This window comes from Nocardia sp. NPDC127606, from assembly GCF_042671725.1.
Lineage (GTDB): Bacteria > Actinomycetota > Actinomycetes > Mycobacteriales > Mycobacteriaceae > Nocardia.
In genome coordinates this window covers 780,665-793,949 of record NZ_JBHXWQ010000002.1, presented here as the reverse complement: position 1 = coordinate 793,949, position 13,285 = coordinate 780,665, and the positions used below count along the sequence as shown (strand labels likewise).

The window sequence follows — 13,285 nt, the reverse complement described above, 5'->3', positions numbered from 1 at the left end:
CGAATGGCTGAGTTCACCGGGGCGGGACCGCGCCCGCTGTTCGGTCGGATTTCGCTGCCGCACCTACTCATTGCGCAGGTCCTCGGCCTGATCGCGGGGGTTGTCGCGCTGATCTGCGGGCTCGACGCGCTGCCGTCGCTCGGCATCGCCATCGCGGTGGCCGCGGTCCCGCTGATCCCGATCGGCAAGCGCACGATCCTCGATTGGATCTCGACCATCCGCCGGTATTCCGCCAAGCGCGACTACACACTCGGCGACACCGTCGACTTCCGTGACACCGACGGGCGCTCACTCGGCCTGTATTGGGACGGCAGCCGCGTGGTCACCGTCGTCGAGGTGCTGCCGCCGCGCGGCGGGCTGACCCGCATCGCCCGCACCGCCGTGCACGCCTCACACCTGTTGCCGCTGCCCGAACTGGCCGCGTGCCTCAACCAGCACGACATCCTGCTCAGCGGGATCGACATCATCAGTCACGGCCACCGCAGCCGGTCCGGTACCCCGGCGGGCGCGATCTACGAATCGCTGCTCGGCCCGCTGCCCGCGACCGCGCACCGCACAGTGTGGCTCGCCATCAGCTTCGACGCGGTGGCCTGCCCCGATGCGACGGCTCGTCGCGGCGGCGGCACCGACGGCGCTTCCCGCTCGGTCACCATCGCCACCCAGCGGATCATGCGCACGCTCGAAGACGCCGACTGCAACGCGCGCATCCTCACCGCGCCGGAGATCCGCAAGGCCGTACAGCAGATCACCGCGGGCCTCGACCCGCGCACGCTGAGTCAGCGGTGGAAGTACGCCGAGATCGGCAACGCGGTGAACATCGGCAGTGCCGTGGATCCCAAGCAGCTGGGTTCGGATCTGCTCGCACAGCTGTGGGTCGCGCCGTCGCGGGGCACCACGGTCGCTGTGCGGCTGCGTCCCGGTAGCGACGCCGAATCCGTGAGTGTCGGCGCCGCATGGCGATTGACCGCGCGCGAGCTGCCGGAGAAGACCAAGTCCAAGGGCATGGTGTCGATGAGCGGTCGTCATCGCGACGCGCTGCTGGCACACCTGCCGATCGCGGTGCCCGGTGTCGACGACACGATCCCGACCATCGAGTACCCGATCGACGTCATCGGCGCGCTGCACCTTCCGTCGTCGGGTTGCGGGCAGCTGCTCGGTTCCGACGACGAGGGCAACGGCGTCGCCACCAGGATCGTCGGCGCCGGTATCTCCACGGTGTATGTCGCCGGTGAGCTGTATCTGGCCCAGCAGTTGGTGTTCCGCGCGCTGGCCGTCGGCGAGCGCGTGCTGGTGCGCACCGACCGGGCGCAGGCCTGGGAGCAGTTGGTGACCACCGTCGGCAATCCGGAGCGGCTGACCATCGCCGTCGAAACACACCAGTCCGACGCGGGTTTCACCGCGACGGTGGTGGACGGGGTGCTCGCGCCCGCCCCGCACGCCGGTGTCACCACGATCTATCTCACCGGTGATCCGAACGGCTGGCCCGCTTCTCGTCCCGACCTGGAGATCTTCCAGCCGGGGGCGATCGGCAACCGCGTGGTGCTGCGCACGGGAACGACCAGGGTGAACCTCACGCTGGTGTCGATTCCGCGCGAGTCGACCTACATCGGCCAGCCGCGCGGTCAGCGCGCGATGGCGTCGGCCTGATCGGTCCGCCGTCGCTCGCGTCACCACGCGGGCGACATCCCTGGTCGACTCAGCCCGGATAGGGTTCCACGGTGCGGGCTGCCCGCAGAGTCGTTCCCCACCAGGCCAATTGGTTCAGCATGCGGTCGCACGCGTCGATCGCGGCGTCGTCGTCGGTCATGCCGGTTTTGTCGAAGCGGCGTTTGGCCTGGGCGAAACTCACCGATTCGCGCACCGAGACCATGTGCAGTTCCGCGACCACCTGACGCAACTGCTCGACCGCGCGCAACCCACCCGACAACCCGCCGTAGGACACGAACCCGATCGGCTTGGCCCGCCACTCGTGCTTGGCGCTGTCGAGCGCGGTCTTCAGCGAAGCCGGATACCCGTGGTTGTACTCGGAGGTGACGGCGACGAACGCGTCCGCACCGGCCAGTCTGGCACGGAACGCCTCGACCTCCGGCGTCTCGGTGAGGTCCACCGGCAACGCCAGATCCCGCAGGTCGAGCACCCCCACCTCGAATTCCGGCCGCTCCCCCAGCGCGGTGACCAGCCAGCCCGCCACCACGGGCGCGAATCGCTCGGGCCGGGTGCTGGCGACGATGATCTCCAACCGCAGCGGTGCATTCATGCCGCCGAGCTTATCGACCCCGAAATGCCCCGGTACCGGAGCCGCTGATCGGCTCGTGCACGATAGGGCTGTCGGTTTCGTTCATGGGGCGCAGGGGGTCGCGCGTGATTATCGGAAGTTGGCAGTTGGTGGAGACGTTGGGGACGTCGCGCGATTGGTCGATGTTGACCGCGGGGACCGCACCGCGCGAGTGGGCGTCGTATCAGCGGGCTGTGCCGGCCCGGTTGCAGCCGTTGATCGCGGCCGCGCACGAGACGGGGGCGCCGGTGGAGGAGGTGTTGCCGAAATCGCGCAACCCCTGGTCGCAGTTGCGGTTTCGAGCTGTGCCGGTGTTGTGGCCGGACTCGTCCGTGCATGCGGTGAAGGTGTGGGTGGGGCCGGAAGTCCCGGCGGACGAGCTTCGGGTCGCCCCGTTCCAGGTCGACGCGTACGCCCGCGTGGTGCGCACCCACCCCGCCGGGCTCGGACCCCACTTCGGTTCGACCCCGGCCGAATACAGCGGCGCCGAGTCGTTCGAGCGCGTCGAGCGTTTCGATCGCGCGCTGGAATTCGTTGCCGCGCTGTACCGTTCGGAACCTCGGAGCCGATGGTCGGGCGTAGCCACCGTGCATTCGGCGATCGGCCCGCGTTCGCTGTTGGTGGCCGCGCGCAACGGCGACGCCGAGCAGCGGTTCGCGTGGCGCGGGGTGTCCGTCGATGTCACCGACAGCATTGCCCCGCAACACAAGTCGTTCGAGGCCGCGACGCTCGAATTGCTGCGCGAGTCCCAGCCGGGGCTGTACCTGGTCATCGTGGACACCGCCCAGGTTCGCGCGGTGCGCTGGGTCACCGAACCGGTGCCGGGGCTGACGTGGCGCGGGGTCGACGAGCGGACCGTCCCGCATCCCGACGACCGGCCCAGGATCGCCGCACTGCGCGCCGAGGTGTTGGCCGGTGCCACGCGCGCCGGGTTGAGCGGGTTGCGGCTGGCCGCCGAGGCGGGTGGCTGGCTCACCGTCGACGTCGAGGTGTCACCGCTGCCCGGCGGCGGTGCGGCGCCTGCTTTCCTGCTCGCTCAGTTGCAGGTCACCGCGCAGCCGGGGTGATCAGGGCAGTTCGAAGGGCAGCGACACCCCGGCGTGCACACGGCAGCGCTCGCAGGTGTCGGTGCCGTCGACCGCGATGACCGCGCGACGCATGAGCTCTTTGAACGGTCCGAGGTTCTTCTTGAATTCGGCGAACACGTCGACCGCGTGCACACCGTCGCCCTCTTCGAGACCGGCATCCAAGTCGGTGACGAGAGCGACTGCCGCGTAGCACATTTCGAGTTCGCGAGCGAGAACGGCCTCGGGGTGTCCGGTCATGTTGACCAGGTCCCAGCCCTGCCCGGCGAACCAGCGGCTCTCGGCGCGGGTCGAGAAGCGCGGGCCCTGAACGACGACCATCGTGCCGGAATCCTCGACCCGAAGGTCACCGGCGGACTTCACCGCGGCGGCGCGCAGATCATCGCAGTAGGGATCGGCGAAGGAGACGTGGACGCCGCCGCCGTCGAAATAGGTCTGTGGGCGACCCGAGGTCCGGTCGACGAGCTGATCCGGGACCGCCACGGTGCCGGGACCCCAATCGGCGCGCAGGCTGCCGACCGCGCACGGCGCGAACACTCGGCGCACCCCGAGCGAACGCAGCGCCCACATATTCGCCTGGTAGGGCAGGGTGTGCGGCGCGAACTCGTGCTGCTTGCCGTGCCGGGGCAGGAAGGCGACCGCGCGGCCTTCGACCTCCCCGATCGCGACCGGGGCACTCGGCGCGCCATACGGTGTGTCGACCTCGACGTGCACCGCGTCGTGGTCGAAGAAGTCATAGAAACCGCTGCCGCCGATGACGGCGAGTGCGGGCCGGGGAAGCGAACTCATGGCGCCGATTCTTCCGTCCGGGCCGACCGCGCGCAGCACCGGGGACCTGTCATCTGACATTTCGACCACGAAACTGTACCCTAGGGGGGTATTAGTTCGCCACGCGAGCTACCAGGCAGGCGAGGAGACCTACGGTGACCACACCCACCCCCGACACCGCGACCGGCGACGAGCACGCGGGCCACGCAGGCCACGGCTACATCACCGCCAAGGACGACTACCTCAAGCGACTGCGCCGCATCGAGGGTCAGTCACGCGGGCTCCAGCGGATGGTCGAAGAGGAAAAGTACTGCATCGACATCCTCACCCAGGTCTCCGCCATGACCAAGGCACTACAGGCCGTCGCGATGGGGCTGCTCGAGGATCACATCTCACACTGCGTCGTCGACGCGGCGATCGCCGGTGGACCCGAGGCCGAAGCCAAGATCAAAGAGGCCACCGACGCGATCGCCCGGTTGGTCAGATCCTGACATCGCGGGTCGCCACGCCCGGCTGAGGTCGAGATCGGCGAACAGCAGCCCCGACTTGCCGGGCGGCAACGGCCGCACCAGATCGCGGCCGTCCGGGCCGAGGATCCTGGCCACCCCGCCGCCGCCGCTGAGCAGCAGATGTTGCGGCGAACGCGTGTCGACGACCGACCAGCCGGTCATCGGCACGAGTGCCGTCGGCGCGATCACCACGACTCCGCTGTCGCGCGCGTACTGCTCGGCGACCGTACTGTTCACCGCGACCACGATGTCGTCAGTGACCTCGTGATACACGGTGAATCCGGAGAACGCGGCGACGTGGACCTGCTCCCGCCACAGGTCCACGCGCCGGTCCGGGCACACATGGTCGGCTCCCCCCAGGATGCCGACCCGGCCCAGTTCGGTGTGGTAAACCACCGACGGCGCCACACCGTCGGCGAAGACTTCACGTTCCAGTGGCGTCGGCCATTGCTTGCGCGCCACCCGCACCTGCCCATCCGGGCCGATCATCGCCTGCGCCATGTAGACCTCGTCGCCGGCCCGCTCGGCGAACCCGAGCACCACCCGCACCCCCGCCCACTGCGCCGCGTCGGCGATGGCTCGCATCTCGACGCCGTCTCTGGTCATCGAATCGGCCAGGTACCGCGACTGGAACTCCGACCCCCAGTCGACCGAGTTCAGCCACAGCCACCACGGATAGCCCGGGAGGAAGACTTCGGGAAACGCGACGAGCTGCGCCCCACCGGCCCCGGCATCCTCGATGAAGCCGATCGTCTGCGCGACGCCCGCGGGCAGATGCAGCCACGCAGGCTCGGCCTGCACCGCTGCCGCCCTGATCCGAATCGACATCGTGATCGCTCCTCGTACCGCACTGGTCCAACGAAATCCAGTGTGATGCGAGAACGTTCGTGCTCACAGTCCTCCCGCGCCAAGCCTCTGACAATCGGTGCCATGTTGATCAGCCGATGTGGCACTGCCGATATTCGCCGGGCGTCATCCCGGTTTCCTGCTGGAACACCCGATAGAAGTGCCGTTCGGAGGCGAATCCCGAGGCGTAGGCGACAGCCGCGGGTGGGTGGTTTCTCTTGCGGGCCAGCAGCTTCTGCGCATGCGTGACCCGCAATCTGCGCAGAGTGGCACTGAGGCTGTCGCCGGTGCCGTCGAAGATTCGAAACAGCGTGCGGCGCGAGATATGACAGGCCGCCGCCACCTCGTCGACGGTCAATTCCGGGTCGGTGCAACGCTTTCGAAGGTAGACCATGACGTGTTCGCGACTGAGCGCGTCGGCAGGCGCCTCGACAGGTTCGCTCCCCGCGGCGAGCAGCACCGCCGAGCCGAGGAGGTCGAGCGCGCTTCTGGCCAGGATGTCGGCCTGTGCGGGCGATTGCGCGCGGACCCGAGCGAGCTCACGAAAGTAGGTGGCCACCACGCCCGCCGGGCTGTCCGGAGCAATCGCGGTGGCGGTCGGGATGCGGACCTCGGCGAGTCCGGGCTGCAAGCGGAGCAGCCGCGTCGGCACTCGCACGAGCACCTGCTCGTAGGACACGCTGTCGTGCCAGAGCGAGGGCCGCGCGGTGTCGAGGAACGTCATCTCCCCCGGCTTCAGCAGCACCGAGCGGCCGTCCTGGGTGAGTCTGGCCTGACCGGCGACCTGAATGCTGACCAGCAGGTACTCCTCGTCCGCGCAGGCCACATGCGTCTTGGTGCGCCGGAATTCCTGATTGCCACCCGCGAGCGCGGTCAGCGAGAAGTCGGCGACTCCGGGCAACGCGCTGCTGGTGAGCCTGCCGAACGTGGGCGCGTCCAACGTGGGATCGAGCGCGAGTGGGAAATACGTCTTCGTCATCAACGCCTCCCACTGCTCGAACTCCGCGCTGCGCGGTGTCGGCGCCGAGAACTCCAGCGTCGTCGTTTCGTTCGCCACAGGCGACCTCCGGAAACGAGAATCGGGCACTGCCGCCCCCGCGGCATCGCCCACAGAATACCCCCGCCCCGCACCCGGAATGCAATTGCAAATGCACTTTCATTCGGTCCTGACCAGGGAAAACCCCACTGCGCAAGCCCCTTTCAGCACGCTCCGATACGAGTGCCGCGGACAGCGCCCGACACACGTGCGCGCGGTGTACCGGCAGACGTGAACGAGCCGTGTTTACTGGTGGTTGCCAGCAGGATGCTCGTCTATGCGCCACCGGGAGGACACGTCCATGTCTGCCGATTCCGCTGTCGTGTCCGCGCGCTCGGAGGACGGACGCTCGTTCGTCGTCGACAACGCCGCGGCCAGCCCCTTCCCCGCCGGATCTCTGATCGTTGTCAGTTGCGCGGGGCGCAGGCAGCTCGCACTGGTCGAGGAGCGCACGGCCACGGCGCCCGTCGGGTTGCGCGGGAGGTTGATCGGCGAACTCACCGACGACGGCATCGACACCAGGGCCAGTCACGCCTTCGACGGCGGCGAGATCAGCCCCGCTGATCGCGACACCGTCACCGCGCTCCACCACACCACCGGCGCCGAACTCGAGATCGGCGTGAGCCTGTCGGCACCCGGCGGCCCGGCTCGACTGCTCCCCACCCGCTTCAACCGACACACGTTCTGGTGCGGACAGAGCGGTTCGGGCAAGACGTACGCCCTCGGCGTCGTCCTCGAGCAGCTGATCGCGCACACCGCGCTGCCGATCGTCATCTTCGACCCGAATTCCGATTTCGTCCGCATCGGCGAGGTGATCCCCGGCGCCACCGGCCCCACCGCGCAGGCCCTGCGGGAGCGCGATATCCGCGTCCTGCGACCGAAATCCGAACCGCCCGGTCGCCTGCGGGCGAAGTTCATCGACATGCCCCTGACCTCGAAGGCCGCTGTACTGCAGCTGGATCCGGTGGCCGACAGGGAGGAGTTCAACGAACTGATCCATCTCTCGACGGCGATGACCGGCGAACTCCACGATGTCCTGGACAACCTGCGCGCCGTCGAGAACCCGGCTCGCCGACGCCTCGCGATGCGCGTGGAGAACCTGGGACTGCTCGACTGGGAGGTCTGGGCGGGAACCGATCAGGCGGTCACCGACATCGTCGCCGAGCGGCCCGACGTGACGGTCCTCGACCTCGGCGGATTCTCCACGCCCGCCCAGCAACTCGTCGTCGCCCTGTCGCTGCTCGACGATCTGTGGGCCAGACGTGAGGAACGCCGTCCGGTGCTCTTGGTGATCGACGAAGCTCACAACCTCGCCTCGCCCCGACTCGAATCCCCGGTAGCCGTCGCGGTGCGGGAGCGATTGATCCAGATCGCCGCCGAGGGCCGCAAATTCGGGATGTGGCTACTGCTTTCGACACAACGACCGTCGAAGGTGCACCCCGGCATCATCTCGCAATGCGACAACCTCGCCCTGCTGAAGATGACCTCCCCAGCCGACCTCGAGGAGCTCGGCACCTACTTCGGCTACGCGCCGAGTGGCCTGCTCTCCCGGGCGCCATGGTTCAGACAGGGTGAGGCGTTGCTGGCGGGCGGATTCGTCCCCACGCCCACACTGGCCAAGGTGAACACGCGGCTGACCCGTGAAGCGGGCGCCGATGTCTCGGTGCCGCTGCGATGACGTCCGGCTTCGTCGCCCTGTGGTTCGCGGCCGTCGCCTCAGCCCCCCGCGAGTCCGACGCGTACCGGCTCACGCCGCACGATCCGACCGCTCGGCACCCGGAGCGGCTGCGAGCGCTCACCGCGGGGCACAGCGGCGGTGGCCGGGCGCACGAACCGTCCGAGATCTAGATCGGCGTAGAGCAGTCCCTCCTCGCCTTCCGCCAGCGGCGTCGCGAGTTCGAGCCCACCGGGTCCGAAGATCCGTGAGACCCCACCGCCGCCACGCAGCAGCCGCCGCTCCGGCATCCGCGCGTCGACGACCTCCCAGCCCGCCACCGGCACGACCGCGACAGGCGCGATGACATGGGTCGACCCGTCCATCGCGTAGCGGACGCTGGCGGCGGTATTGAGATCTGGCCCCCATTCCTTGCCCTCCCCGTAGTACACGGTGAAGCCCGACCACGCGGCGACGTGGATCTGCTCGCGCTGATCGTGCATCTGTCCACGCAGGTCGGCGCGGAGATGATCGGCGCCGCCGAGTACGCCGATCCGGCCGTGCACGGTGTCACGAACCAGCGGTTCCCCACCGGGCGAGGCATTGAAGACAGTGCGCTCGAGCCCGGTCGGTTCCGCCTTGCGAGCCACGGCGATGGTGCCGTCGGCATCGATCAACGCCTGGGACATGAAGACCTCGTGTCCGGCCCGCTCGGCGAATCCGATGGACACGTGCACGCCCGTGCGCCGGGCGGCGTACGCGATGGCACGCAGTTCGGGGCCGTCGGCGGTCAGCGCGTTGGCCAGGTACCTGGCCAGGAATTCCTCACCCCAATCGACCGAATTGAGCCACATCCACCACGGAAATCCGGGCAGGAATGTCTCCGGAAAAGCAAGCACTTGCGCGCCGCCACGTTCGGCCGACTCGATGTATTCGATTGTCTGTTCGACTCCGGCAGACAGACTCAACCACTTCGGCTCGGCTTGCACCGCTGCCACGCGTACCCGACTCATCGTGCCCCCTTGTCGCTCAACCAGTGAAGAGTGTTCAATTCACTCTCCCGCAGAATGGCGCCACACAAACTGTCATCCTGTGCCAGCCAACTGACCGTTTGTGCCAATCCGCCGATTGCAATGAGTTTCGCTAAGGGTCTACCGAATATCGCGTGGGAACGGCGGCATCAGATAGACAGCGCACTCGACGCGAGCATCCGGAATTCGCCGGGGGTCATCCCCGTCTCCAGCCGGAAGGCCCGGAAGAAATGTCGTTCGGAGGCGAAGCCGGACGCGAGCGCGACGGTCGCCGTCGCCCGGCCGGGGTCGCGGGCGAGCAGGGTGCGCGCGCATTCCACCCGCATGCGCCGCAACACCGCGCTGAGTCCGTCCTCCACATCACCGAAGAGCCGGTACAGCGTTCGGCGCGACACCAGACAGGCACGAGCGATGTCGTCGATCGTCAGGCTGGGGTCGGCACATCTGGTCCGCATGAACGCGAGTACCTGCTCACGGGACAACGCCTGCGCGGGCTGACCCGACGGGATCTCCCCCGAGGCCAGCCGGACCGCGGAGGCCAGTAGTTTGACGCCGTTGTCGGCCAACACCGTCGCGTGACCAGGGGCGCTCTGCTGAATACGGGCCAGATCGCGGAAGAAGCCGGCGACCACCCCGCCCGCGCTGTCGGCGGTGACCGTCAGCGCGGTCGGCAACGGCGAACCGCCGGGGCCCAGGTGCTGACGCAGGACCTCGAGTGGTGTTTGCACGACGACCTGCGACCACGGACCGCCGAGGTCCCAGTGATACGGGCGCGAGGTGTCGTAGAAGACCATGTCACCGGGGCGGACCAACGCGATTCGACCGTCTTGGTGCAGCAGTCCGGAACCTTCGGTCAGGATGGAGACCAGCAGGAACTCCCCGTCGGTATTCGCGATTCCACGGCGGGTGCGGCGGATGCGCTGGCTGCTCGCGCTGACCGTCGACAGATCGAAGCCCGGCTGACTGCTGCGCTCGATTCGGCCGTGGAAGGTGCCGTCACCGCTCGGATCCGCCATCAGCGGGACGTAGCTCTCCGACAGCAGCGACTCCCATTCGGCAAACGATTCGCGTACTCCGGCACGGGTCTGCGCGACCTCCATGCCAACCACCTCGCTCCCTATCCGAGTCGAACAGCAAACAGTTGGCGTCGCACAATCGTCGGGCTCGCCCGGGGCCGAGCCTGCCAGATCAACTGTCCAATTTCCATCGACTGTTTCCGAATGGGATGGTTTGACGACATCAAAAATGCATCTATCACCGACGATTCCAGCGGATATCCAACACGAGTCTTTCAAGGTGAAACCTCCATGTGAGGCACATCACCTAACCCGGCTTGACGGTCATCGCTATCCGATGTGGGCGCCGGAACGAGCTACTACCCGGTATTCACCCGGCGTCATGCCCGTCGCCGTCTGGAACGCACGATAGAACTGTCGCTCGGTGGCGAATCCCGACGCGGTCGCGACCGCCGCGACCGAGCGGAAATCGTCCGCCGCGAGCAACACCCGCGCCCGTTCCAACCGCAATTCGCGCAGCACCGCCCCGAGTCCGCCCTCGAACTCCGCGACCACCCGATAGAGCGTGCGCCGCGACACCCGGCAGGCGTCCGCGATCCGCTCGATCGTGAGCCCGGGGTCGGTGAAGTTGGCGTGCAGATAGTCCAGCACCTGCTGGCCGTTCACCGCCGCGATCTGCGCCCGGCCGGGTCGCCCGCCCGCGGCAATGGTGGCCGCCGCACCGAGCAGGTCGATGCCGCTGCCCGCGAGCTCTGCCGCCGACGCCGGATCGGTGCTGTGCAGTCGGGCGACCTGACGGAAGAACCTGGCCAGCATGAGCCCGACGCCGCCTTCCCCGATCACCATCCCGGCCGGCAGCACATCGGCACGGATGCCCAGGTAGTCGACGACCCGCTGCCGGGGCACCCGGACCGTGAGATCTTCGATCAGGCCGTCCGAGCGCCACCGAATCGGCTGCGAGGTGTCGTAGAAGATCATCGCGCCCGGCGTCAGCTCGACCCGGTTGCCCGCGTGCTCCACCTGGGCGTGTCCCGCGAGCACGACGCTACCGATGACATGGAAATCGTCTGCCCTGGCGATATGCCGCCGCGTACGGCGCAATTCATGGCCCTCGGCGACCACCGTGCCCACCGAGATGTCACCGAAATCGGCCGACCTGATCCGCCCCTCGAACGGGCGCGCCACGGTGGGCGCGATCGACACCTCGGTGATCGCGCCGGTGACCAACTGTTCCCAGTGCCCGAACGCGTCCCGCTCCGCGACCTGCGCGGTCGAGCAGATCTCGGGAAAACCCTCGAACGACGTCATCGCCGATGTCGCTATTCCACCGCGATCGGGCGCGGGCCCGTCCGGAATTCGTCTGGCGTCATTCCATGACCGCTTCCCACTCGTCGAACGAGGTGGCCGAGGAAGTATCCATCGCCTGAGAAATCTAGCACCGTTACCGGCTACCACACCGATAGGGTGAGTGCCACCACCGCATCCCGTCGATTCGACAAAAAATACTCCCCATTCTTGTGAGGTAGGAAAAGTCTCGAATTAATATCGAATCGCCACTCGACAGTTCCGGCGTCACAGGATTCGGAGAACGGCTGCGGCGATTAATCGCCGCAGCAACCACCTTCGGGCACCGGCACAGTTCTGGATTCCCGGGTCTGGGCGTTGCGGGCCGCGAGGTCGGCGTCGGCGGGATAGTCGACGGCGATGAGACTCAGACCGTGGGCGGGGGCGACCGTGACCGAGCTGGAGCGCTCGGTTTCGGTGAGCAGGGTCGTGGTCCATTCGGGGGCGCGGCGGCCTTCACCGACCGCGAGGACAGCACCGACGAGGCTGCGGACCATCGACCAGCAGAAGGCATCGGCGCTCACGTAGGCGGTGAGCAGCTCGCCATCGCGCTCCCAGTCGAAGCGCTGGAGTTCGCGAATGGTGGTGGCGCCTTCACGGCGGCGACAGAAGGCCGCAAAGTTGTGCAGGCCCAACAGGTTTCGTGAGGCGGCGCGCATGGCCTCGAGGTCCACACCAGGCTTGCACGGCACCACCCCGCGCGCCTGCAACGGCTGGGCGCCGTAGGGGGCGGTGGTGAGCCGGTAGGCGTAGTGACGGCGCATCGCGGAGAAGCGGGCGTCGAACTCGGGAGGGGCGGTGCGGATTTCGGTGATCCGCACGTCCTTGGGCAGGAACTTGGCCATCCGGTACAGCAACTTGTCGGCGTCGAATTCGGACTCCGTGTCGAAGTGCGCGACCTGCCCCTCGGCGTGCACGCCCGCGTCCGTGCGCCCGGCGACCGTCAGCTGCAGCGGCTCACGCAACACCTTCGACAGCGACTCCTCCAGCACACCCTGCACGGTGCGCAACCCCGGCTGACGTGCCCAGCCGGTGAAATCGGTGCCGTCATAACTGATCCCGAGCCGCACCCGAGTCATGCCATCCTCCTGAATTCGCACGCGGAAAAGAACCGAGCCCGCCACCCACGAAGGGTGACGGGCTCGGCAGAACTCCTGAGAATCAGGCGTCCTTCTTGTCCTCGGTGGCCTCGTCGGCGGCCGGGGCATCAGCCACGGTCTCGTCGGCGACGGTCTCGTCGACGACGGTCTCGTCGACGACGGTCTCGTCGACGACCTCAGCGGCCGGAGCCTCTTCGGTCTTCTGCGAAGCGGCGACACGACGGGCCCGATCGGCCTCGTTGGTCACGGTCTTCTCGCGGACGAGCTCGATGATGGCCATCGGCGCGTTGTCACCCTTGCGCGGCAGCGCCTTGGTGATACGCGTGTAGCCACCCTCGCGACCCTCGAACGAGGGGCCGATGTCGGCGAACAGGACGTGGACGACATCCTTGTTGCGGATGTCCTTCATGACCTCACGACGGTCGGCAAGGCTGCCGGCCTTCGCCTTGGTGATGATCTTCTCGGCGTAGGGACGCACCGCCTTGGCCTTGGCCTCGGTGGTCGTGATCCGACCGTGCTCGAAAAGCGCCGTGGCCAGGTTGGCGAAGATCGCCTTCTGGTGCGACGCCGAGCCGCCGAACCGGCGGCCCTTCTTGGGCTTGGGCATTGTGGGTTTCTCCT

The 13,285-nt window shown here is 67.8% G+C and carries 13 protein-coding genes; 4 read left to right on the top strand and 9 right to left on the bottom strand.

Annotated features, from left to right (window positions below):
* The first annotated feature begins 3 nt into the window (after positions 1-3).
* A complete protein-coding gene (gene eccE / locus ACFVJ5_RS14315; protein WP_379220351.1) occupies positions 4-1,647 on the top strand; it encodes a type VII secretion protein EccE in 1,644 nt (547 codons plus the stop codon).
* A gap of 49 nt (positions 1,648-1,696) precedes the next feature.
* Here eccE and ACFVJ5_RS14310 read toward each other — a convergent pair whose 3' ends face one another.
* Positions 1,697-2,257 carry an NADPH-dependent FMN reductase gene (locus tag ACFVJ5_RS14310; protein ID WP_379220350.1) on the bottom strand — a complete coding sequence of 187 codons (561 nt, stop codon included), beginning with the start codon at positions 2,255-2,257 and terminating at the stop codon, positions 1,697-1,699.
* Positions 2,258-2,361: 104 nt separating this feature from the next.
* Between ACFVJ5_RS14310 and ACFVJ5_RS14305 the strand changes: the two genes are divergently transcribed.
* Positions 2,362-3,342, top strand: a complete 981-nt coding sequence (locus tag ACFVJ5_RS14305; RefSeq protein WP_379220349.1) for a GAF domain-containing protein — start codon at positions 2,362-2,364, stop codon at positions 3,340-3,342.
* Here the strand turns inward: ACFVJ5_RS14305 and ACFVJ5_RS14300 are convergent, their stop codons facing one another.
* Complete coding sequence (locus tag ACFVJ5_RS14300) at positions 3,343-4,149, bottom strand: S-methyl-5'-thioadenosine phosphorylase (RefSeq protein ID WP_379220348.1); 807 nt, start codon at positions 4,147-4,149, stop codon at positions 3,343-3,345.
* 134 nt (positions 4,150-4,283) lie between these two features.
* Between ACFVJ5_RS14300 and ACFVJ5_RS14295 the strand changes: the two genes are divergently transcribed.
* Positions 4,284-4,619: a metal-sensitive transcriptional regulator gene (locus ACFVJ5_RS14295; RefSeq protein WP_378993608.1), complete on the top strand. Its 336-nt coding sequence runs from the start codon at positions 4,284-4,286 to the stop codon at positions 4,617-4,619.
* Here the strand turns inward: ACFVJ5_RS14295 and ACFVJ5_RS14290 are convergent.
* Positions 4,521-5,465: a nitrilase-related carbon-nitrogen hydrolase gene (locus ACFVJ5_RS14290; protein WP_379220347.1), complete on the bottom strand. Its 945-nt coding sequence runs from the start codon at positions 5,463-5,465 to the stop codon at positions 4,521-4,523. The genes ACFVJ5_RS14295 and ACFVJ5_RS14290 overlap by 99 nt on opposite strands.
* A 109-nt stretch (positions 5,466-5,574) precedes the next feature.
* Positions 5,575-6,540 carry a helix-turn-helix domain-containing protein gene (locus ACFVJ5_RS14285; RefSeq protein WP_379220346.1) on the bottom strand — a complete coding sequence of 322 codons (966 nt, stop codon included), beginning with the start codon at positions 6,538-6,540 and terminating at the stop codon, positions 5,575-5,577.
* Positions 6,541-6,820: 280 nt separating this feature from the next.
* Between ACFVJ5_RS14285 and ACFVJ5_RS14280 the strand changes: the two genes are divergently transcribed.
* Positions 6,821-8,197, top strand: coding sequence for an ATP-binding protein (locus ACFVJ5_RS14280; protein ID WP_379220345.1), 1,377 nt, complete (start codon positions 6,821-6,823; stop codon positions 8,195-8,197).
* Positions 8,198-8,235: 38 nt separating this feature from the next.
* Here the strand turns inward: ACFVJ5_RS14280 and ACFVJ5_RS14275 are convergent, their stop codons facing one another.
* From ACFVJ5_RS14275 to rplQ, 5 genes are all read right to left on the bottom strand, one after another.
* Complete coding sequence (locus tag ACFVJ5_RS14275; RefSeq protein ID WP_379220344.1) at positions 8,236-9,186, bottom strand: nitrilase-related carbon-nitrogen hydrolase; 951 nt, start codon at positions 9,184-9,186, stop codon at positions 8,236-8,238.
* 167 nt (positions 9,187-9,353) lie between these two features.
* Positions 9,354-10,304, bottom strand: a complete 951-nt coding sequence (locus tag ACFVJ5_RS14270; RefSeq protein ID WP_379220343.1) for a helix-turn-helix domain-containing protein — start codon at positions 10,302-10,304, stop codon at positions 9,354-9,356.
* Between the two features lie 246 nt (positions 10,305-10,550).
* The gene (locus ACFVJ5_RS14265; RefSeq protein ID WP_379220342.1) at positions 10,551-11,528 is read right to left on the bottom strand and encodes a helix-turn-helix domain-containing protein; all 978 of its coding nucleotides are present in this window, start codon (positions 11,526-11,528) and stop codon (positions 10,551-10,553) included.
* Between the two features lie 293 nt (positions 11,529-11,821).
* Complete coding sequence (gene truA / locus ACFVJ5_RS14260) at positions 11,822-12,634, bottom strand: tRNA pseudouridine(38-40) synthase TruA (protein ID WP_379220642.1); 813 nt, start codon at positions 12,632-12,634, stop codon at positions 11,822-11,824.
* 91 nt (positions 12,635-12,725) lie between these two features.
* Entirely contained in the window at positions 12,726-13,271 is a 546-nt protein-coding gene (gene rplQ, locus ACFVJ5_RS14255) for a 50S ribosomal protein L17 (protein ID WP_301904993.1), read from the bottom strand.
* Positions 13,272-13,285 lie beyond the last annotated feature (14 nt).